Raw genomic sequence first — 19,993 nt, forward strand, 5'->3', positions numbered from 1 at the left:
ACGAAGCTTAGGATTACCTAACTTAGCACCTCATGGGCGCAGCGCGCTGCGCAGACGTGACATGGCTCCTCCCAGACCCCACCGATGGGCGAGCGCCTCCACCATCTCGGGTCGAGCGGGGGACGCCGGAAGGGCCGGGTCGAAGGCCGGCAGCGGGACGTCCGAGGCCACCCGGACGACCTTCGGGGCGACGGCGAGGTACGGGCGGGACTCGTCCAGGCGCTTGCGCTGGGTGGGGGTCAGCTTCGACTTCGGGTCGCCGGCCGCCGCGATGATCCCGGCCAGGTCCCCGTACGCGTCCAGCAGCTTCGCCGCCGTCTTCTCCCCGATCCCCGGCACGCCCGGCAGGCCGTCGCTCGGGTCGCCGCGCAGCAGCGCGAGGTCCGCGTAGCCGGGGCCGTCCACCCCGTACTTCTCGCGCAGCCACGCCTCGTCGGTGATCTGGAGGGTGCCGACGCCCTTGATCGGGTACAGGACGCGGCGCCCGCGGGCGTCGTCCACCAGCTGGAAGAGGTCCCGGTCGCCGGTGACGATGTCCACCGGGCCGGTGGCGCGGCCGGTCAGGGTGCCGATCACGTCGTCCGCCTCGTACCCGGCGACCCCCACCCGGGCGATGCCGAACGCGTCCAGCGCCGCCTCGATGATCGGCACCTGCGGGAGCAGGGTGTCCGGGGTCTCCTCCACGTCCGGGCCGGTCTCGGTCTCCTCCGCGACCCGGTGCGCCTTGTAGGAGGGGATGAGCTCCACCCGCCAGTGCGGCCGCCAGTCGGCGTCCATGCAGGCCACCAGGTCGTCCGGGCGGTGGTCCTGCACCAGCCGCCCGATCATGTCGAGGAGCCCGCGCACGGCGTTGACGGGCGTGCCGTCGGGGGCCTTCACGGAGTCCGGCACGCCGAAGTAGGCGCGGTAGTAGAGGGAGGCGGTGTCCAGGAGCATCAGGCGTCGTGTCGTCACGGAGACGATGATGCCGCAACGCCGACACGCGCCCGCGTCACCCCGGGTGACCTGATCGTCACTCAAACAGTTCGCCCGGCGCGCGCGTTCGCGGACCCTCCCGGAAGGTGTGGATCACCGGCAGGGCGTTCCGCCCGTCCGGCCGTGCCCGTTCCCCGTCCTGTGAGGGTTCCGCATGCCCCGTCGCGGAGTCGCCCGCGTCCTCGTCGCGAGCACCGTGCTGTCCCTGCTCCCCGCCGGTTCCGCCGCGGCCCGCGACGGGGCCCCGGACCCGGCCCCCGGCCCCGCCGCGCCCGCCCGGCAGAGCCCCGGCGAGCTGCGCGAGCGGGTCCGCCGGGAGGTCTCGCCGGCGGAGTCCCGCGGCCTGGGGCCCGAGCACGCCGAGGCGCAGGCCCGTACCCGCCTCGCCATGCGCGACGAGGCCGACCTGCCCGACGCCGCCCGGGCGGCCCGCCTGAAGGCCCTGACGGAGTCTCAAGCCCGGGCGAACGCGGGCTTCCGTCCGGCGGTGTACGGGGCGTTCACGGAGTACTTCGACTCCCCGGACTTCGGCGCGCACACCGCCCTGCTGCCCACCGGCAAGGTGCTGCTGTTCTCCTTCGAGCACACCGGCACCGGCCGCGCCTTCCTGTGGGACCCCGCGAGGGGCACCGGGGCCGGGTCGTTCACCAAGGTCACCCCGCCGACGACCGCCCCCTTCTTCCGCACCGGCCACTCCCTCCTGCCCAGCGGCCGGCTCGGCGTCTTCGGCGGCACCGCCGGGAGCGGCCTCTCGCTGGTCTTCGACCCCTGGACCGAGACCTGGACCCGCGAGCAGGAGACGGCCACCACCCGCCGGGCCGCCTTCCCGGGCAGGCCGGGGCCGCTGTGGGGGACCAGGGCCCCGGCGGTGGAACGCTTCCCCGTGCTCGGGCACACCGTGGCGGCCGCCGGCCCCTCGTACGCGCCCGCCGCCGGCCGCCCCGGCGACAACACCGTCCTGCTGCCCGACGGGACCCTGCTCACCGCGAGCGGCGCCTACGACATCCACGACTACGCCGGCGGCCTGCTCAGCCCCGCCCCCGACCTGAGGTACCGCCAGCTGGAGCTGCGCGACACCCGGGGCGGCTGGCGGCTCGGCCCGGTGCAGCGGCTGCCGCGCGGCCACCACGCCGGCGCCCTGGTCCTGCCCGACGGCCGCGTCGTCGTCACCGGCGACGAACTCCAGCAGACCGCCCACGACGCCGACCTCCGCGACGACATGAACGGCACCATCGAGATCTACGAGCCCGCCTACCTGTACCAGGGCCCCCGGCCCGCGCTCGACGAGGTGCCGGCCGCGCCCCTCGCCCCCGGGGACCGCTTCCTGGTGCGCACCGGCACCCCGGACCGGGTACGGCGGGCCGTGCTGCTGGCCCCGGCCGGCGCCCCGCAGGCCGCCGGGGCCGGGGTCCGCGGGCGGGCCGAGCTGCGCATCGAGCGGCGGGAGGGCGGGCTCCTCACCCTCCAGGCCCCGCCGGCGTCCGCGGCGGCGGCCCCCGGCCACCACATGCTCTTCCTCCTCGACGCGAAGGGCGTGCCCAGCGTCGCGCGCTGGATCCGGCTGACCTGACCTGACCTGACCTGACCTGACCCGACCCGACCCGACCTGACCCGACCTGACCCGGGCCGACCGCCGACCCGGCCCACGGACCGATCCGACCACCGCCCTCCCGCCCTCCTCCGCCCCACACCCAGGAGACCCGATGGACGACGTGCAGCCCCTCACCCCCGCCCGCAGGACCGTCATCCGGGCAGGGGCGGCGGCCGCCGCCGCGCTCGCCGCGTGCCCGTACGCCGCCGGCCAGGCCGCGGCGGCGACGGCGGCCCTCCCGGGGACGGCGGACCTGCCCGCCCCGGCCCCCGCCCAGTCCGCCGCCCTGCCCCTGCGCTCCGACCGCACCAGCCAGGGCGACATCCTCGCGGGCTCCCGCAAGGACCACGCCTGCCTGCTGCTCCTGCACTTCCGCGACGCCGCACGGGCCCGGACCTGGCTGGGCCGGCTGATCCCGGAGATCTCCACCACCGAGGAGATGGCCCGCTTCAACGCCGCCTTCAGCGCGGCCCGGCTCAAGGCGGGCGGCGCCGACCCGGCCGGACTCTCCGCCCAGTGGACCGGGCTGTCCCTGACCCACGCCGGACTGAGCCTGCTCGCCGGGCGCGAGCCCTTCCCGGCCCTGCCCGCGGGCAGCACCGCCGAGGCGTTCGCGCAGGGCCCCGCCAAGCGCGCGGAGGACCTCGGCGACACCGGCGACAGCGCCCCCGGCTCCTGGCTGTTCGGCGCCGAGGAGCCCGAGCGCGCCGTGCACGCCGTGCTCAGCCTCTCCGCCGACGACCCCGCCAAGCTCACCGCCGCGGTCGCCCGCCACGAGAAGGACCTCGGCCCGGCCGGCGGCCGGATCGTCTTCCGGCAGGACGCCGGCAAGCTCCCCGGGGCGCTGAAGGGGCACGAGCACTTCGGCTTCTCCGACGGCATCAGCCAGCCCGGCGTACGCGGATTCCACGCCCCCGACCCGGCCGACGCGACCACCGTGAAGGGCAAGCCCGGCACCCGGCTGGTACCGCCCGGCGAGTTCCTCGTGGGACAGGAGAAGGCCGGGAGGCGGCCCGCCGGACTGCCCGCCTGGGCCACGGGCGGCTCCTTCCAGGTGGTCCGCCGCCTCGCCCAGGACGTCCCCGGCTGGTGGGCCCAGGCCCGCGAGCGGCTGGCCGATCTGAAGAAGGCCGGGGCCGCGCCGCCGGAGGCCACCGCGACCTGGGTCGCGGCCCGCCTCGTCGGCCGCTGGCCCGGCGGCACCCCCATCGCGGGCTGCCCGCTCGCCGAACAGCCCGCCCCCCTCGGCGCCGACCCGGACGCCGCCCTGAAGTACGCGGCCGACCCCGACGGCTGGCACACCCCGCTGTTCGCGCACATCCGCAAGGGCAACCCGCGCGACGGCCTCGTCACCGTCCCGGGCCGGCCCCCGCTGGCCGCCGACGCCCTCGACGGACGGCGGATCATCCGGCGCGGCATCCCGTACGGCCCGGCCTTCGACTTCGACCGGCCCGCCGGCGAGCAGGAGGCCCCGCGCGGCCTGGTCTTCGTCGGCTACCAGGCGGACCTCGTGCAGCAGTACGAGTTCATCACCAAGCGGTGGATCAACGACACCGACTTCCCGCCCGCCCGCAACCCCCGCGTCGGAGCGGACCCGGCGATCGGACCGGACTCCCCGGTCACCTTCGAGACCGAGTCGGTGGGCGGCAGCCGCGCCACCACCCTCCGCTTCGGCCGGTTCGTGCGCACCGAGGGCGCCCTCTACGCCTTCACCCCCTCGCTGCCCACCCTCCGCGCCCTGGCGAAGGGCAGGCTGGACCGCTCCGTCGAGGTCCACGGCGGCACCGTCCTGCGCGCCGGGGACGTCCTCGACGCGGGCAGCGTCCGCCTGGTCCTCCAGGCGGACGGGGACCTCGTCCTGCTCGACTCCGCCGGGAACCGGCTGTGGAGCGCGGACACCGAGGGGACCGGGAACGAGGCCGTCTTCTCCGCCGACGGCGAGCTGACCGTGCGCACCGCCGCCGGAGCGAACCTGTGGAGCAGCGGCACCGGCGGCCACCCCGGCGCCCGGCTGCTGGTCCGCCCGACGGGTGACCTGGTGATCCTCGCCGGTGACCGTGCGCTGTGGCAGCAGGGCGGTGGCCACGCAGCGTGACGGAGGAGCCACGGGAATCCACCGGGTCGGGGCCCGGTGGGCCCTTGCGCGCGAATCCGGGGGCGGTTGCTGCGTAAGGTGCTTACAGCACACCGATGTGCGACGAGGACAGGGGAGGGCAGCCCCGACATGAACGGCAAGGAAGACGGAAACATCGCGGACGTCACGGACGGCAGGGAGTACGCGCCCGCGCGGGCGGGCGCGACCGACGCCGGCGACAAGGAGAAGGACTCCAAGGAGCCGCTGCGGGTCGGCGTCGCCGTGCGCAAACGGCGTCGCGCGCTGCACCTGACCCTCGCCGCCGTCTCGGCGCGCAGCGGCCTGTCCGTCCCCTTCCTGAGCCAGATAGAGAACGAGCGCGCCCGCCCCAGCATGCGTTCGCTGGAGCGGGTCGCGGACGCGCTGGAGACCACGGCCGTCGACCTGCTGGCCGCCTCCGACACCGCGCGCACGGTCGACCTCGTACGGGCCGGCGACGAGTCCGGGCTCACCCCCGTGATGGGCGTGCGCCCCCTGGTGCGCGGCCACCACCAGCTGCACGCCCTGGAGTTCACCGGCGACCAGGACGCCGGCCGCGAGTACCAGCACCGCAACGACGAGCTGATGTACGTCGTCTCGGGCGCCTGCCAGGTGGAGGCGGAGGGCCGGGCCTACCGGCTGGAGTGCGGCGACGCCCTGTTCCTGTCCGGCGGGGTGCGCCACCGGTGGCGGGCCGCGAGCGACGACACCAAGCTCCTCGTCGTGGCCGTCGGCGACCACATCCACGCCACCTCCGAGCCGCCCTCGCCGGAGCACTGAGCCGGTGCGCGTCGTCTCGCTCGTGCCGTCCCTGACCGAGGCGGTGGCGGTGTCCGCGCCCGGACGGCTCGTCGGCGTCACCGACTGGTGCACGCATCCGGCGGACCTGGGCGGCGCGCTGCGGATCGGGGGGACGAAGAACCCCGACGTACGGGCGGTCGTCGGGCTGCGCCCCGACCTGGTGATCGCCAACGAGGAGGAGAACCGGGCCCCGGACCTGGACGCGCTGCGCGCCGCCGGGCTGGAGGTGCTGGTCACCGAGGTCCGGGACCTGCCGGGGGCCTTCGCCGAGCTGGACCGGGTGCTGGTGGGGGCCCTGGGGCTGGAGCGGCCCGAGTGGCTGGACCGGGCCGAGGAGGCCTGGGCGGCGGTGGAGCCCGTCGGAGACCTCGCCGCCTTCGTGCCGATCTGGCGGCGGCCCTGGATGGTGCTGGGCCGCGACACCTTCGCGGGCGACCTGCTGGCCCGCCTCGGGGTGCGCAACGTCCACGCCGGGCACCCGGAGCGGTACCCGAAGGTGCCGCTCGCCGAACTGGCGGCGAGCGGCTGCGATCTGGTGGTGCTCCCGGACGAGCCGTACGCCTTCTCCGCCGACGACGGCCCGGAGGCCTTTCCCGGCCTCCGGGCCGCTCTCGTCAGCGGACGCCACCTGACCTGGTACGGGCCCTCGCTGGCCGAGGCCCCGGCGGTGCTGGCGGCGGCGATCAGGCGGTCTTCGGCAGCAGCCGGCCGCTGAACAGCCCGCGCAGGGTGTGGGCGGCGGCCAGCAGCCAGGCGGTGACCAGGCCGAGGAACAGGGCGGCGGCCAGCCAGGCGAAGGCGTCCAGCCCGGTGTGGCGGGCCAGCCCGGCGGCGCCGGTGACGCAGGTGCCGACGGGGAAGGTCAGCGCCCACCAGGTCATCGCGAAGCCCATGCCGTTCCGGGCGGCCCGGACCAGCATCGAGGCGGCCAGGGCCAGCCACAGCAGGGCGAAGCCCATCACGGGCACCCCGTAGACCACGGCGAAGGCGCCGAGGGCGTGGGCGTAGGAGGCGTCGATGGCCCCGGGGGCCACGTCGGCGAGCTGGTTCACGGCGGTGGTGGACTGGCCGAGGGGGCCGAGGACCAGGAACAGCGCGGGGGTCAGCGCCAGGGGCAGGGGGCCGCTGACGATCAGCCGGCCGAAGACCAGGGGGAGCAGCAGCAGGGTGGCCATCAGGCTCACGCCGAACATCGCGTAGCAGGCGAGGAGCAGGGCCTCGCGGGGCTGCCCGGCGGGCAGGTGGGGGACGAGCAGGGGCCCGACGGCGGCGGAGACCATGGGGGAGACCACGGGCAGCAGCCAGACGGGGGAGGCCTGGGAAGCCTCGACCTTGTGCCGCACCACCATCAGGTAGGGCACGACGACGGCCATGACCAGCCCGATCAGCGTCCCGGCGGTGAACAGCACGGTGTCCACGGCGACGGCGGCGCCGGTCCCGATCAGGTCCTTGCCGACGATCAGGGTGCCGCCGCCGACGGCCAGCAGGGCCATCGCCAGGCAGCCGTAGAAGGGGGCCACGGCCGGGTCGAGGAGGTGGGCGCGGGCCTGGTCGCGGTGGTGCAGCCAGTGCCCGGCGCGGGCGGTCAGCAGCACGGCGAGGGCCGCGGCGGACAGCGCCCAGACGAGCTGGCAGGCCACGCGCTGGCCCGGGAGCTGGTAGGGGAGGGTGGCTCCCGCGTTCGCGATGATGGCCGTGCCCATGACGGAGGCGTACCAGTTGGGGCCGAGGTGGCGCAGCGCGGGGGCCTTGTGGGTCCGGGGCGCGAGTTCTGTGACGGTGCGGGGTCGCACGATGGTGGTGGCCATGGGTCCAGCGTCCCGGCGGGCCGGGCCGTACGGCAGAGGCCGCACGTCTATAAGGCCATAAACTGATGTTATGGCTAACGAGGAGACGGTTCCGCTCGCACACCGCGTGCCGGACCTGGGCGCGCTGGAGCTGCTGCTCACGGTCGCCCGGGTCGGCAGCCTGAGCGGCGCCGCCCGGCACCTGGGCATCACGCAGCCGGCGGCGAGCAGCCGCATCCGGGCGATGGAGACCCGGCTCGGCGTCGCCCTGGTGGACCGCTCCCCGCGCGGCTCGACCCTCACGGCCGAGGGGGCACTCGTCACGGACTGGGCCCGGCGGGTGGTGGAGGCCGCCGAGGCCTTCGACGCGGGCGCGCAGGCGCTGCGCGGGCGGCGGGACTCGCGGCTGCGGGTGGCCGCCAGCATGACCATCGCCGAGTACCTGCTGCCGGGCTGGCTGATCGCCCTGCGCGGGGAACGCCCCGACACGGCGGTCTCGCTGCACGCCGGGAACTCGGCGGACGTGGCCCAGCGGGTCCTCACGCACGAGGCGGACCTCGGCTTCGTGGAGGGGCTCAGCGTCCCGGACGGCCTGGACTCCGCCGTCATCGCCGAGGACCGCCTGGTGGTGGCGGTGGCCCCGCACCACCCCTGGGCGCGCCGCTCGAAGGGGGTGGAAGCGGCGGAGCTGGCCTCGGCCCCGCTGATCCTGCGCGAGCGGGGCTCGGGGACCCGGCAGGTGCTCGACGCCGCTCTGGCCCCGTCCGGGGGGCTGGCCCTGCCGCTGCTGGAGCTGGCCTCGACCACCGCCGTCAAGGCGGCCGCGCTGAGCGGCGCCGGGCCGTGCGTCCTGTCGGAACTGGCCCTGGGCGAGGAACTGGCGGCCCGCCGCCTGGTGGAGGTCCCGGTCCCGGACGCGGCCCTGTCCCGGGCCCTGCGCGCGGTCTGGCCCACGGGCGCCCGTCCGGCGGGGCCGGCGCGGGACCTGCTGTCGCTGACGCGGCGGAGGGCGTAGGCCGTCCGGGTGAGGGCGGGCCGATTCGGCGCGGGTCGGACGGTGACCCGGGCCGGGCCTTCGGGAGGGTGGCGCCTGCACGCTGTCGCCCGTCGTGAAGGGAAACACACCCCATGCGTCTTCGCCAAGCAGCCGTCGCCGTCCTCGGCGCCGTCACGCTCCTGGTGACCGTCCCGTCGTCCGCCTCCGCCGCCCAGGGGGTCTTCGAGTACGCGTACGTCGGCACGGACGGCGCCACGCACTGGGCGCATCTGGACGACCCGGCGGGCGGCGAATGCGCGAACTTCCCCGAGGCCGCCGACCCCGACGCCACCGAGCCCGCCCACTCGCCGCGCAACCGCACCAGCGCGACGGCCACGGTGTTCACCGAACCGGACTGCCAGGGCGACTGGTTCGCGCTGAGGCCGCTCACGGGCCAGGCCACGGAGCGGCTGAAGATGCGGTCGGTCAACTTCGACAGCTGATCCCGCCGGGAAGCCGGGAAGCCGGGGAGCCGGGGAGCCGAGTGCCCCGGCTCCCCGGCTCAGGCCCGCGCCTGGAGCCTCTTCGTCAGCAGGCCGCCGGCCACGATCAGGGCCACGCCCAGCCACCACGCGCCGCCGTCGAAGACCAGCACCGCGATGCCGATCGGCACCAGCAGCCCCGCCAGCGGCAGCAGCAGCGAGGCACGCCCGGGCCCGGGGGTCCCGGCGGCGCGGGCGCGGACCACGTCCGGGTACCAGGCGGTGAACCGCAGCGCGGCGACCAGGGCCAGGATCGGGACGATCCAGGTCGTCCAGATGTTGTCGGGGGCGCGCAGCACCAGGTCCCCGAAGCCGCCCGCCAGGGCCGTGACCAGGAAGGCCAGCCCCCACACCCCGGTGATCGCGTAGTTGGTGCGGAGGAAGGCGGGCGCGTTCCACACCGAGGGGTCGGTCTGCTCGCGGGCGTACTGGAGCGTGAACGGCATCCCCACCGCCATCGAGCCGAAGGCGATCGCCGTCAGGGTGAGGCTCGCGACCTCGCCCGCGTACGTCTCCAGCCAGCGCAGCGTCCCGTCGCTCGCCAGGGCCCCGATGACGGCCAGCGCGGCGAAGAACACCACGTCGGCCACTTCCAGCAGCTTCCAGGAGCTGCCCCGGTGCACGAGCCGGCCCACGAGGACCAGGAGGAGGGCCGAGGCCAGGGAGATCCCGACCGCGATCTCGAACCGTCCCGGGCCGACCAGCAGGGAGAACAGGATCCACGGCGCCATCCCGACGACCGGGTTCTCCAGGAACCCCGCCACCGGGCCGGAGGCCGTGCCGTACGCCTCGGTCCGCATCCTCCCAGCGTGCGCGCCGCCGCTGCGGCGGGCCATTCGGGCGACCGGGTGGGCCGATGGTGTGGGGGACGCTGACACGACGTCGCAACCGCACCCGCCGAACGCGGAAAGTGATTGTCTGATCGGCAAACGGTCACACGAGGTGACCTCGGTCTGATCGGAGTGTCATGTTCCGTCGTACCCTCGGAGCCGCGTCGGCCTTCGCCCTGCTGGCGGCGGGAGCCGGGTTGTTGAGCGCGCCCGCGGCCCACGCGGCCGCCCCGGCCCCCTGCGGCACCAGCGTCTCCGACTACACGGGCGTCTCGGTCAAGGACACCCCGTTCGTCGGGAAGATCGTCATCCCCGACGCCGGCTTCGACGACCGCGAGATCACGCTCTCACCGGTCAGCCCGAACTCCAGCCTGCTCAAGGTGGAGATCAAGATCTCGGACAGCGAGACCACCTCGGTCACCGGGAACTTCACGCTCCGGGTCAACCCGCTCAACCACGGCACCCTCAACTTCCCCACCTACACGGGCGGGATCGGCAGGGTCACGGACGTGGCCTGCTCGAACAGCCTGCTCAACCCCAGCCGGGTCACCACCATCACCGGCACAGTGACCACCACCGGTGTGGAGAAGTCCCCGGGCGTGCTGAAGACGCTCAACTTCACCGCCAGCCGCCTCTGACCGCCCCCGGGCGGAGGACGTACGGGGGCCCCGGCGCAGAGGCGCCGGGGCCCGTCGTGGGGCGGGGGCGGCTTCAGCCCACCGGCACCGCGACCGCGCGGCGGTCGTTGGCCGCCTCGATCAGGGAGGTCATCACCCGGGTGTCCTTGTCCCGTTCCGGGTGCCACTGGACGCCCAGCACGTAGCGGGAGCGGTCGGGGTCCTCGATCGCCTCGACCGTGCCGTCGTCCGCGTACGCCGAGACGACCAGGCCGCGCCCGACGACGTCCACGGCCTGGTGGTGGTAGGTCGGGACCTCCGCCTTCTCCGGGACCAGCTCCGCGTAGCGGGTGCCCGCCACGGGGTTGACGGGGTGCCAGGAGGTGACGCCCGGGGTGTGGACGTGGCCGTCGATGTGCTGGACGAGGGTCCCGCCGAGCGCCACGTTCAGCGCCTGCATGCCCCGGCAGATCCCCAGCACGGGCAGGTCGGCGTCCAGGGCGGCCCCGATCAGGGCGAGTTCCCACTCGTCGCGGACCGTGGCGGGGGGACCCGTGCGGGGGTCGCGCGCGGCCCGGTAGCGGACCGGGTCCACGTCCGGGCCGCCCGAGACGATCAGCCCGTCCAGTCGGCCCAGCACCTCCGCCGCCCGTTCCGATTCGTCCGGCGGCAGCAGGACGGCCGCGCCGCCCGCCGCCTGGACGAGCTCGTAGTACCCGGAGGGCACGAGCGACGTGGGGAGGTCCCACACGTTGTAGCGGGTGGATTCCTCCACGTAGGTGGTGATGCCGATGAGCGGCCTGGGCACGGATTACCTCCAGGTTGGTGCCGGACAGCGTGCGGGGTAAGGATTTCAGCCGCGGGTCAACTCCGCCTCGGCTTCCGCCAGCGCGGCGGCTTCTTCCTCAGGTGCGGAGGCCACGAGGTGGTGCCGACTGTAGAAGGCGAAGTAGGCGAGGGCGACGGCGTACACGGCGAGTGCGATGAGCGCCGCGTCCTTGTCCACCAGGAAGGTGGCGACGAGGGCCGAAAGGGCGAGCACGAAGGCGACGGACGAGGTCAGGACCCCTCCGGGGGTGCGGTACGGCCGGTCCAGGCCGGGTTCGCGGCGGCGCAGGACGATGTGCGAGAGGGCCATCAGGGCGTAGGAGATGGTCGCCCCGAACACCGCGATGTTCAGCATCCGCGCGCCGTCCCCGGTGGCCGCCGCGAGGGCGAATCCGATGGCGCCCGGGATCACCAGACCGAGGTACGGGGCCTTGCGCTTGGAGGTGAGTGACAGGAAGCGCGGCAGGTAGCCGGCCCGGGAGAGGGCGAAGAGCTGGCGCGAGCCCGCGTAGATGAGCGAGAAGAAGGAGGCGACCAGCCCGGCGAGTCCGGCGTAGTTGACGAAGCGGCTGAGCGCGGTCGGCCCGCCGTCCCCCTCCAGGGCCACGACGAGGGGGTTGCCCGCCGTCCTCACGGCGTCGGCGCCCTGGGCGCCGGTGGCGGCGAAGAAGGTGATCAGGGCGAGCAGGGCGAGGACGCCCATCGCGATGGCGAGGGCCTTCGGCATGGAGCGGACCGGGTCCTTGGCCTCTTCGGCGGCCAGCGGCACGCCCTCGACGCCGAGGAAGAACCACATGCCGAAGGGGAAGGCGGCCCAGATGCCGAGGACGCCGAAGGGCAGCCAGGAACTGGAGCCGAAGGCGGTGGTGTCGACCGGGATGTTGTCCAGGGAGCCCGCGTCGAACTCGGTGAGGGCGCCGAGGGCGAAGATCAGCAGGGCGGCCACGGCGACGGCGGTGACGACGAGGCTGAAGCGCAGTGCCTCGCCCACGCCCCACAGGTGGACCCCGATGAAGATCACGAAGCAGCCGAGGTAGACCGGCCAGCTGGAGGTCAGCCCGAACAGGCCCAGCGATTCGACGTAGTCGCCGATGAAGATGACGATCGCCGCCGGGGCCAGGACGTACTCGATGAGGATGGCGGTGCCGGTGAGGAAGCCGCCCCAGGGGCCGAGCGCGCGGCGGGCGAAGCCGTAGCCGCCGCCCGCCGTCGGCAGGATCGTGGACAGTTCGGCGAGGGAGAAGACGAGGCAGGCGTACATGGCGCCCATGAGGACGGTGGCGATGGCCAGGCCGCCGAAACCGCCCTTGTCCAGGCCCACGTTCCAGCCGGAGAAGTCGCCGGAGACGACGTACGCGACGCCGAGCCCGGTCAGCAGCAGCCAGCCGGCGCTGCCGCGGCGCAGGGTCCGGCGCTCCAGGTACTCCGCGTCGGCGTCGGCCTTCGCGGCGGGTGGTGCCGATACGGGCACGGGTGCGATGTCGTCGGCCATGTGCGCTCCTGCCTAGGGCAATGGTTGTGAGGCGTACCTTTGCGTCAAGGGCGTGGAACGCGCAAGACCCCTGCGTTAAACAGCGGTTACGAAAACCTCCCTGCGCCCGCGGCCGCCACCGGGCCCCGGAGCCCCGTACGCCCCCGCCGCCTCACGCCAGGAACCCGCGCAGCAGGGCCGCCGTCCCGCAGCAGTGCTCGCGCATCACCGCCCGCGCCGCCTCGGCGTCCCGCTCCAGCACCGCCTCGACCAGGACCGTGTGCTGCTGCTGCGAGTGCTCCAGGTTGCGCACCAGCAGCGGGATGCAGTCCAGCAGGTCGTTCACGGTCGCGCGGACGGCCGCGTACTGGGCCGTCAGGGAGGCGGAGCCGGCCAGCTCGCACAGGGTGAGGTGGAAGAGCGTGTCCTGGCGGCGGTACTCGGACAGCGGGGCGTCGTGCGTGGCCGCCAGCGCCGCCAGCAGCCGCTCGGCCCCCTCCTCCGACAGTCCCTGCGAGGCGCACAGCCCGGCCGCCCCCACCTCCAGCACCTCGCGGAAGCGCAGCACGTCCTCGATGTCCACCCCCGCCACGCGCCGCCGCAGCTCCTCCTCGGCGCCGCCCGCCGGGGTGTCGGGGCGGGCCAGCACGAACGTTCCGCCGTACCGGCCGCGCCGGGCCTCCACCAGGCCCTGGTCCTGGAGCACCTTGAGCACCTCGCGCAGGGTGACCCGGCTGATCCCCATCCGCTCCGCCAACTCCCGCTCGGGCGGCAGCCGTTCCCCACCCGGTACCAGGCCCAGCCGGACCACCTGGAGGATCTGCTCCAGGGCCTCCTCGAAACCGTTGCCCGCCCGCACCTGCCGCAGCACGGGATTCAGCCGCGCGATCGCGCCACCGCCGCTCTCCGTGTCGGTCATCTCGGTTCCTCCCCTTCCCAAGCAATGGTTCTATTCAATACCTTAGGCCTCCTCGGCTCACCGAAGGAGAGATTCCAGTGGTAGACCGCATGCCGCCGCTCGCGCCCGAGGAGCTCCGGGCCCTCGTCGCGAGCGGTGAGATCGACACAGTCGTCCTGGCCTTCCCCGACATGCAGGGACGGCTCCAGGGCAAGCGGTTCGCCGCACAGTTCTTCCTCGACGAGGTACTCGCCCACGGCACCGAGGGCTGCAACTACCTCCTCGCCGTCGACACCGACATGAACACCGTCGACGGCTACGAGATGTCCTCCTGGGACCGGGGCTACGGCGACTTCGCCATGCACCCCGACACCGCCACCCTGCGCCGCATCCCCTGGAACCCCGGCAGCGCCTTCATCATGGCCGACCTGGCCTGGAATGACCGCTCCCCGGTCGTCGCCGCGCCCCGCCAGATCCTGCGCCGCCAGCTGGAACGCCTCGGCGAGCTCGGCTACACCGCCATGGTCGGCACCGAGCTGGAGTTCATGGTCTTCCAGGACACCTACGAACAGGCCTGGAACGCCAACTACCGCGGCCTGACCCCCGCCAACCAGTACAACATCGACTACTCCGTCCTCGGCACCGGCCGCGTCGAGCCCCTCCTGCGCCGCATCCGCAACGAGATGCAGGCCGCCGGCCTGGTCGTCGAGTCCGCCAAGGGCGAGTGCAACCTCGGACAGCACGAGATCGCCTTCCGCTACGACGAGGCGCTCACCACCTGCGACCAGCACGCCGTCTACAAGACCGGCGCCAAGGAGATCGCCGCCCAGGAGGGCGTCTCGCTCACCTTCATGGCCAAGTACGACGAGCGCGAGGGCAACTCCTGTCACATCCACCTCTCGCTCACCGACTCCGACGGACGCAACGCCATGGCCGGCACCGACGGCGACCAGGAACACGGCATGTCCACCGTGATGCGCCACTTCCTGGCCGGCCAGCTGGCCGCACTGCGCGACTTCTCCCTTCTCTACGCCCCGAACATCAACTCGTACAAGCGTTTCCGCCCGGGATCCTTCGCCCCCACCGCCGTCGCCTGGGGCTTCGACAACCGCACCTGCGCCCTGCGCGTCGTCGGCCACGGCCGCTCCACCCGCTTCGAGAACCGCCTCCCCGGCGGCGACGTCAACCCCTACCTCGCCGTCGCCGGCCTGGTCGCGGCCGGCATCTACGGCATCGAGAACCGCCTCGAACTCCCCGAGCCCTGCACCGGCAACGCCTACACCGCCGACTACGCCCACGTCCCCGCCACGCTGCGCGAGGCCGCGGAACTCTGGGAGAACAGCGAGATCGCCAAGGCCGCCTTCGGTCCCGAGGTCGTCGCCCACTACCGCAACATGGCCCGCGTCGAACTCGACGCCTACGACTCCGCGGTCACCGACTGGGAGCTGCGCCGCTCCTTCGAGCGCCTGTAAGTCCGGAAGCAAGCCCGGAAGCAAGCCCGGAAGCCCCGAAGCCCGGAAGCCCCGAACCTCCGAACCGACCCCAGAGAGGCCCCCACGTGTCCGATGCGCTGGAAGTACTGAATCCGGCCACCGAGGAAACCGTCGCCGTCGTCCCGGCCGCCACACGGGACGACGTCGACACCGCCGTCGCCCGGGCCATCAGGGCCCAGCGCGCCTGGGCGGCGGCACCCCCCGGCGACCGGGCCAGACTCCTGCGCCGCTTCGCCGCCGTCGTCGACGGCCACATCGAGGAACTCGCGCAGCTGGAGGTCCGCGAAGCCGGACACACCATCGGCAACGCCCGCTGGGAAGCCGGCAACGTCCGCGACCTCCTCGACTTCGCCGCCGGGGGAGTCGAACGCCTCTCCGGCCGCCAGATCCCCGTCGCCGGCGGCATCGACGTCACCTTCCTCGAACCCCTCGGCGTCATCGGCGTGATCGCCCCCTGGAACTTCCCCATGCCGATCGCCGCCTGGGGCCTGGCACCCGCCCTCGCCGCAGGCAACGCCGTCATCCTCAAGCCCGCCGAGACCACCCCCCTCACCGCCCTGCGCCTCGCCGAACTCGCCCTCGAAGCCGGGATCCCCGAGCACCTCTTCCAGGTGCTCCCCGGCCACGGAGCGGTCGCCGGCGACGCACTCGTCGAACACCCCGGCGTCGCCAAGATCGTCTTCACCGGCTCCACCCGCGTCGGCAAGCAGATCATGGCCAAGTGCGCCGACCGGGTGAAGCGCGTCACCCTCGAACTCGGCGGCAAGAGCCCCAACATCGTCTTCGCCGACGCCGACCTCGAAGCCGCGGCCGCGGCCGCCCCCATGGCCTTCCTCGACAACACCGGCCAGGACTGCTGCGCCCGCACCCGGATCCTCGTACAGCGCACCGCCTACGACCGCTTCCTCGAACTCGTCGCCCCCGGCATCGAGTCCGTGGCCGTCGGCGACCCCCTCGACGAGAAGACCCAGATGGGCCCGCTCATCTCCCGCGCCCAGCTCGACCGCGTCCGCTCCTACGTCACCGACGACCTCACCGCCATCCGCGGCAAGGCCCCCGAGGGCCCCGGCTTCTGGTACCCGCCCACCCTCGTCACGGACGTCGACCCCACCGCGCCCGTCGCCGCCGAGGAGGTCTTCGGACCGGTCGCCGTCATCCTCCCCTTCGAGGACGAGGAGGACGCCGTACGCCTGGCCAACGCGACCGAGTACGGCCTCTCCGGCTCCCTCTGGACCCGCGACGTCGGCCGCGCCCTGCGCGTCTCCCGCGCCGTCCGCGCCGGGAACCTGTCCGTCAACTCGCACAGCAGCGTCCGCTACTGGACCCCCTTCGGCGGATACAAGCAGTCCGGGCTCGGCCGCGAGCTCGGACCCGACGCCCTCACCGCTTTCACCGAGACCAAGAACGTCTTCATCAGCACGGAGGCCTGAACCCCATGACCGACCGCACCGAAGAGATCGTCTGCCGCCGCCTGGTCGGCCGCACCGCCGTCATCACCGGAGCCGGCAGCGGCATCGGCCTCGCCACCGCCCGCCGCCTCGCCTCCGAAGGCGCCAACGTCGTCTGCGCCGACATCGACCCCGCCGCCGGCAAGGCCGCCGCCGAAGAGGTCGGCGGCACCTTCGTCCAGGTCGACGTCACCGACCAGGAGCAGGTCGAAGCCCTCTTCAAGACGGCCTACGACACCTACGGCTCCGTCGACATCGCCTTCAACAACGCCGGCATCTCGCCCCCGGACGACGACTCCATCCTCACCACCGGGCTCGACGCCTGGCGCCGCGTCCAGGACGTCAACCTCACCTCCGTCTACCTCTGCTGCAAGGCCGCCCTGCCCTACATGCAGCGCCAGGGCCGCGGCTCCATCATCAACACCGCCTCCTTCGTCGCCATCATGGGCGCCGCCACCTCCCAGATCTCCTACACCGCCTCCAAGGGCGGCGTCCTCGCCATGTCCCGCGAGCTCGGCGTCCAGTTCGCCCGCGAGGGCATCCGCGTCAACGCCCTCTGCCCCGGGCCCGTGAACACCCCGCTGCTCCAGGAGCTCTTCGCCAAGGACCCCGAGCGCGCCGCCCGCCGCCTCGTGCACATCCCGCTCGGCCGGTTCGCCGAGCCCACCGAGATCGCCGCCGCCGTCGCCTTCCTCGCCAGCGACGACTCCTCCTTCATCAACGCCACCGACTTCCTGGTCGACGGCGGCATCTCCGGCGCGTACGTCACCCCCCTGTAAACCCCGGACCCCCAGCACCCCCCACCCGACAGCCGGGCGTCGCACGACGCCCGGCTGTCGTGCTCCACCGACCCGCGACGACCCCCACGAGGAGTGCCAGTGCCCCGCCCCAGCACCAGACGCCGGCTCCAGGCCGCCGGCGCCGCCGCCCTCATGGCCGCCGGCTGCCTCGCCGCCGCCGGACCCGCCCGCGCCGCCGACCGACCCGCCTGCACCACCCCGAAGCTCGCCGCCGGCTGGTACGGCGACAACCAGGCCCGCCTCCAACAGCTCATCGACCGGTACGGCCACTGCGACCCGTACCGTCCCGGCCGCGCCAAGCCCGTCGCCGTCTTCGACTGGGACAACACCGTCGTCAAGAACGACGTCGGCGACGCCACCATGTTCTGGCTCCTGCGCAACGGGAAGATCCGCCAGCCCGCCCGCGGCGACTGGACCACCACCAGCCGCCACCTCACCCCCGCCGCCGCCCAGGCCCTCGCCACCGCCTGCGGCCCCCTCGCCCGCCCCGGCAGCCCCCTGCCCACCGGCACCCCCGCCGGCGCCGCCTGCGCCGACGAGATCAACGCCGTCTACGGCACCGCCACCACCCGCACCGGCGCCACCGCCTTCGCCGGCTGGGACCGCCGCACGACCGAACCCGGCTACGCCTGGCTGGCCCAGCTGACCCGGGGCTGGACCGCGAACGAGGTCCGCGGCTTCGCGGCCGCCGCCCGCACCGAGAACCTCGCCGCGCCCATCGGCACCAAGCAGCAGGTCGGCACCGGCACCGCCACCGGCTGGGTCCGCTACTACGACCAGCAGCGCGACCTCGTCAGGACCCTCCAGCGCGCGGGCTTCGACGTCTGGATCAGCTCAGCCTCCCCGCAGCCCGTCGTCGAGGTCTGGGCCCGCGGCATCGGCATCGACGCCGCCCACGTCATCGGCATCCGCAACACCACCACCCGCGACGGCCGCCTCACCGCCCACCTCCAGGGCTGCGGATCCGTCCCCGACGGCGCCGACACCATGACCACCTACATCGACGGCAAGCGCTGCTGGATCAACAAGGAGGTCTTCGGCGTCCGCGGCCGCGCCGCCGAGAAGGTCCAGCCGGCCGCCCGCCGCCAAGTCTTCGCCGCCGGCGACTCCGACACCGACATCTCGTTCCTGCGCGACGCCACCGCCCTGCGGCTGGTCCTCAACCGCAACAAGAACGAACTCATGTGTCGCGCCTACGACAACGGCGACGGCAAGTGGATCGTGAACCCGATGTTCATCGAGCCGAAGCAGCGCAAGACCAGCCCCTACCCCTGCTCCACCACCGGCTACGTCGACCACGACGGCACCGCCGGCCCCGTCCGCCGGGGCGACGGCAGCGTCATCCCCGACCAGACGGACACCGTCTCCTGACGGCGGGCCTAGAGGAAGGTCCGCCCCTCACCCCGGTAGGTCGGAACCGAGTCCACCACCCGGTCCCCCTCCACCAGGTGCAGGGTGTCGAACCGCTCGCACAGCTCCCCGGCCTTCGCGTGCCGGAACCACACCCGGTCGCCGATCAGCAGGTCGTCGGCCGGGCTCCCCAGCAGCGGCGTCTGCACCTCGCCCGCACCCTCCTGCGGGTCGTAACGCAGCCCCGCCGGCAGGTACGGCACCGGCAGCCGGTCGACGCCCGCCGCACCCGAGGCCGGATAGCCCCCGCCCAGCACGGTCACCACCCCCACCCCGGGCCGCCGCACCACCGGCTGCGCGAACAGCGCGGCCGGACGCCCCCGGAACGTCGTGTAGTTGTCGAACAGCCGGGGCACGTACAGCCCCGACCCGGCGGCGATCTCCGTCACCGCCTCCTCGGCGGCCGTCTCCGCCACGCTGCCCGTACCGCCGCCGTTGACGAACTCCAGGTCCGGCACTACTGCCCGGACCGCGCGCACCGCCTCCGCCCGCCGCACGGCCAGCTCCTTGCGGGCCGTGCCCTGCATCAGCCGGATCATCCGCGACCGCACCGGCCGCCCGGCCAGCGCGTCCCCGACCCCGGCGACGTGCCCCTCGTAGCCCATCAGCCCGACCACCCGGAACCCCGGACGCGCCACGACCGCCGCCGCCAGCTCCGCCAGCTGCGCCGGCTCCCGAAGCGGCGACCGCCGCGCCCCGACCCGCACCCTGCCCCCGAACAAGTGCAGGGCGGTGTCCAGTTCCAGGCAGACCCGGACCTCCTCGGCGCCGCCGTCCCGCGCGCGGTCGATCAGGTCCAGCTGCGCGGGATCGTCCACCATCACGGTGACCGCCCGCGCGAGCTTCGCGTCCCCGGCCAGCTCGGCGAAGCCGGCCCGGTCGGCCGACGGATAGGCGAGCAGCACGTCCTCGAACCCGGAGCGGGCCAGCCACAGCGACTCGGCGAGCGTGTACGACATGATCCCGGCGAACCCGGGCCGGGCCAGCACCCGTTCGAGCAGCGCCCGGCACCGCACGGACTTGCTCGCGACCCGCACCGGCTTCCCGCCGGCCCGGCGCACGAGGTCGTCGGCGTTGGCGTCGAAGGCGGCCAGGTCCACGATGGCCAGCGGCGCGTCCAGATGCGCGGTCGCCCGGTCGTACCGGGCCCGGTCCGAAGTCATGGGCGGCAGCTTGCCAGAGGTTGTTACGGGTCGGTAGACCTTGCCGCCGCCCAGGTCGGGGCAGCCGCTGCGCTGCCGCGCGGGGTCCGGTGCGGCGGGGGTGCCGCTGCGCGGACTGCTCCCCGCCCCACCCTTCGCCCGTTCCCCGGTGGCTCCGCCCCGGACCCCGCGCCTCAAACGCCGGCGGGGCTATGGACAGCCCGTCCGGCGTTTGAGGACCGGGGTGGGGGGGGGGGGGCCCCCCCCCCCC

18 protein-coding genes are annotated in these 19,993 nt (G+C 74.0%); 11 read left to right on the forward strand and 7 right to left on the reverse strand.

Going from position 1 to position 19,993, the window contains the following annotated elements:
• Positions 1–30: 30 nt before the first annotated feature.
• Positions 31–936, reverse strand: a complete 906-nt coding sequence (locus ACQKM2_RS31950) for a 5'-3' exonuclease (protein ID WP_427715969.1) — start codon at positions 934–936, stop codon at positions 31–33.
• A gap of 193 nt (positions 937–1,129) precedes the next feature.
• On the opposite strand from ACQKM2_RS31950, the gene ACQKM2_RS31955 reads away from it, so the two are divergent.
• The 4 genes from ACQKM2_RS31955 to ACQKM2_RS31970 all read left to right on the forward strand — a co-directional run bounded on the left by ACQKM2_RS31955 (position 1,130) and on the right by ACQKM2_RS31970 (position 6,195).
• On the forward strand, positions 1,130–2,545 hold the full coding sequence (locus ACQKM2_RS31955) for a galactose oxidase-like domain-containing protein (protein ID WP_427715935.1): 1,416 nt from the start codon (positions 1,130–1,132) through the stop codon (positions 2,543–2,545).
• A gap of 133 nt (positions 2,546–2,678) precedes the next feature.
• Positions 2,679–4,661: a Dyp-type peroxidase gene (locus ACQKM2_RS31960; RefSeq protein WP_427715936.1), complete on the forward strand. Its 1,983-nt coding sequence runs from the start codon at positions 2,679–2,681 to the stop codon at positions 4,659–4,661.
• Positions 4,662–4,790: 129 nt separating this feature from the next.
• A complete protein-coding gene (locus tag ACQKM2_RS31965) occupies positions 4,791–5,459 on the forward strand; it encodes a helix-turn-helix domain-containing protein (RefSeq protein ID WP_427715939.1) in 669 nt (222 codons plus the stop codon).
• Between the two features lie 4 nt (positions 5,460–5,463).
• Positions 5,464–6,195 (forward strand): helical backbone metal receptor, encoded by a 732-nt coding sequence (locus ACQKM2_RS31970; RefSeq protein ID WP_427715942.1) that lies wholly within the window; start codon positions 5,464–5,466, stop codon positions 6,193–6,195.
• On the opposite strand, the gene ACQKM2_RS31975 is transcribed toward ACQKM2_RS31970, so the two are convergent.
• Entirely contained in the window at positions 6,164–7,288 is a 1,125-nt protein-coding gene (locus ACQKM2_RS31975) for a TDT family transporter (RefSeq protein ID WP_427715945.1), read from the reverse strand. The two genes, ACQKM2_RS31970 and ACQKM2_RS31975, sit on opposite strands and share 32 nt — an antisense overlap.
• Before the next feature lie 70 nt (positions 7,289–7,358).
• On the opposite strand from ACQKM2_RS31975, the gene ACQKM2_RS31980 reads away from it, so the two are divergent.
• Both ACQKM2_RS31980 and ACQKM2_RS31985 read left to right on the forward strand, forming a co-directional pair.
• Complete coding sequence (locus ACQKM2_RS31980) at positions 7,359–8,282, forward strand: LysR family transcriptional regulator (RefSeq protein ID WP_427715947.1); 924 nt, start codon at positions 7,359–7,361, stop codon at positions 8,280–8,282.
• Between the two features lie 113 nt (positions 8,283–8,395).
• Positions 8,396–8,746, forward strand: coding sequence for a hypothetical protein (locus tag ACQKM2_RS31985; protein ID WP_427715949.1), 351 nt, complete (start codon positions 8,396–8,398; stop codon positions 8,744–8,746).
• Positions 8,747–8,805: 59 nt separating this feature from the next.
• Here the strand turns inward: ACQKM2_RS31985 and ACQKM2_RS31990 are convergent, their stop codons facing one another.
• On the reverse strand, positions 8,806–9,585 hold the full coding sequence (locus tag ACQKM2_RS31990; RefSeq protein WP_427715952.1) for a hypothetical protein: 780 nt from the start codon (positions 9,583–9,585) through the stop codon (positions 8,806–8,808).
• A gap of 167 nt (positions 9,586–9,752) precedes the next feature.
• Here ACQKM2_RS31990 and ACQKM2_RS31995 point away from each other — a divergent pair, with 167 nt between their 5' ends.
• A complete protein-coding gene (locus tag ACQKM2_RS31995; protein ID WP_427715954.1) occupies positions 9,753–10,253 on the forward strand; it encodes a hypothetical protein in 501 nt (166 codons plus the stop codon).
• 73 nt (positions 10,254–10,326) lie between these two features.
• Here ACQKM2_RS31995 and ACQKM2_RS32000 read toward each other — a convergent pair whose 3' ends face one another.
• From ACQKM2_RS32000 to ACQKM2_RS32010, 3 genes are all read right to left on the reverse strand, one after another.
• Positions 10,327–11,040 carry a gamma-glutamyl-gamma-aminobutyrate hydrolase family protein gene (locus ACQKM2_RS32000; protein ID WP_427715955.1) on the reverse strand — a complete coding sequence of 238 codons (714 nt, stop codon included), beginning with the start codon at positions 11,038–11,040 and terminating at the stop codon, positions 10,327–10,329.
• 45 nt (positions 11,041–11,085) lie between these two features.
• Complete coding sequence (gene eat / locus ACQKM2_RS32005) at positions 11,086–12,552, reverse strand: ethanolamine permease (RefSeq protein ID WP_427715957.1); 1,467 nt, start codon at positions 12,550–12,552, stop codon at positions 11,086–11,088.
• A 151-nt stretch (positions 12,553–12,703) separates the two neighbouring features.
• Positions 12,704–13,450 carry a FadR/GntR family transcriptional regulator gene (locus tag ACQKM2_RS32010; protein WP_427715959.1) on the reverse strand — a complete coding sequence of 249 codons (747 nt, stop codon included), beginning with the start codon at positions 13,448–13,450 and terminating at the stop codon, positions 12,704–12,706.
• Between the two features lie 77 nt (positions 13,451–13,527).
• On the opposite strand from ACQKM2_RS32010, the gene ACQKM2_RS32015 reads away from it, so the two are divergent.
• From ACQKM2_RS32015 to ACQKM2_RS32030, 4 genes are all read left to right on the forward strand, one after another.
• A complete protein-coding gene (locus tag ACQKM2_RS32015; protein WP_385770466.1) occupies positions 13,528–14,901 on the forward strand; it encodes a glutamine synthetase family protein in 1,374 nt (457 codons plus the stop codon).
• A gap of 86 nt (positions 14,902–14,987) precedes the next feature.
• Complete coding sequence (locus ACQKM2_RS32020) at positions 14,988–16,352, forward strand: aldehyde dehydrogenase family protein (protein WP_427715961.1); 1,365 nt, start codon at positions 14,988–14,990, stop codon at positions 16,350–16,352.
• Between the two features lie 5 nt (positions 16,353–16,357).
• Complete coding sequence (locus ACQKM2_RS32025) at positions 16,358–17,149, forward strand: 3-oxoacyl-ACP reductase (protein ID WP_401250442.1); 792 nt, start codon at positions 16,358–16,360, stop codon at positions 17,147–17,149.
• A gap of 153 nt (positions 17,150–17,302) precedes the next feature.
• Positions 17,303–18,541, forward strand: coding sequence for a haloacid dehalogenase-like hydrolase (locus tag ACQKM2_RS32030; protein WP_427715970.1), 1,239 nt, complete (start codon positions 17,303–17,305; stop codon positions 18,539–18,541).
• A gap of 8 nt (positions 18,542–18,549) precedes the next feature.
• Here the strand turns inward: ACQKM2_RS32030 and ACQKM2_RS32035 are convergent, their stop codons facing one another.
• Positions 18,550–19,743, reverse strand: coding sequence for an amino acid deaminase/aldolase (locus tag ACQKM2_RS32035; protein ID WP_427715964.1), 1,194 nt, complete (start codon positions 19,741–19,743; stop codon positions 18,550–18,552).
• Positions 19,744–19,993: the final 250 nt, after the last annotated feature.

The organism is Streptomyces sp. NPDC004126 (genome assembly GCF_050275515.1).
Lineage (GTDB): Bacteria > Actinomycetota > Actinomycetes > Streptomycetales > Streptomycetaceae > Streptomyces.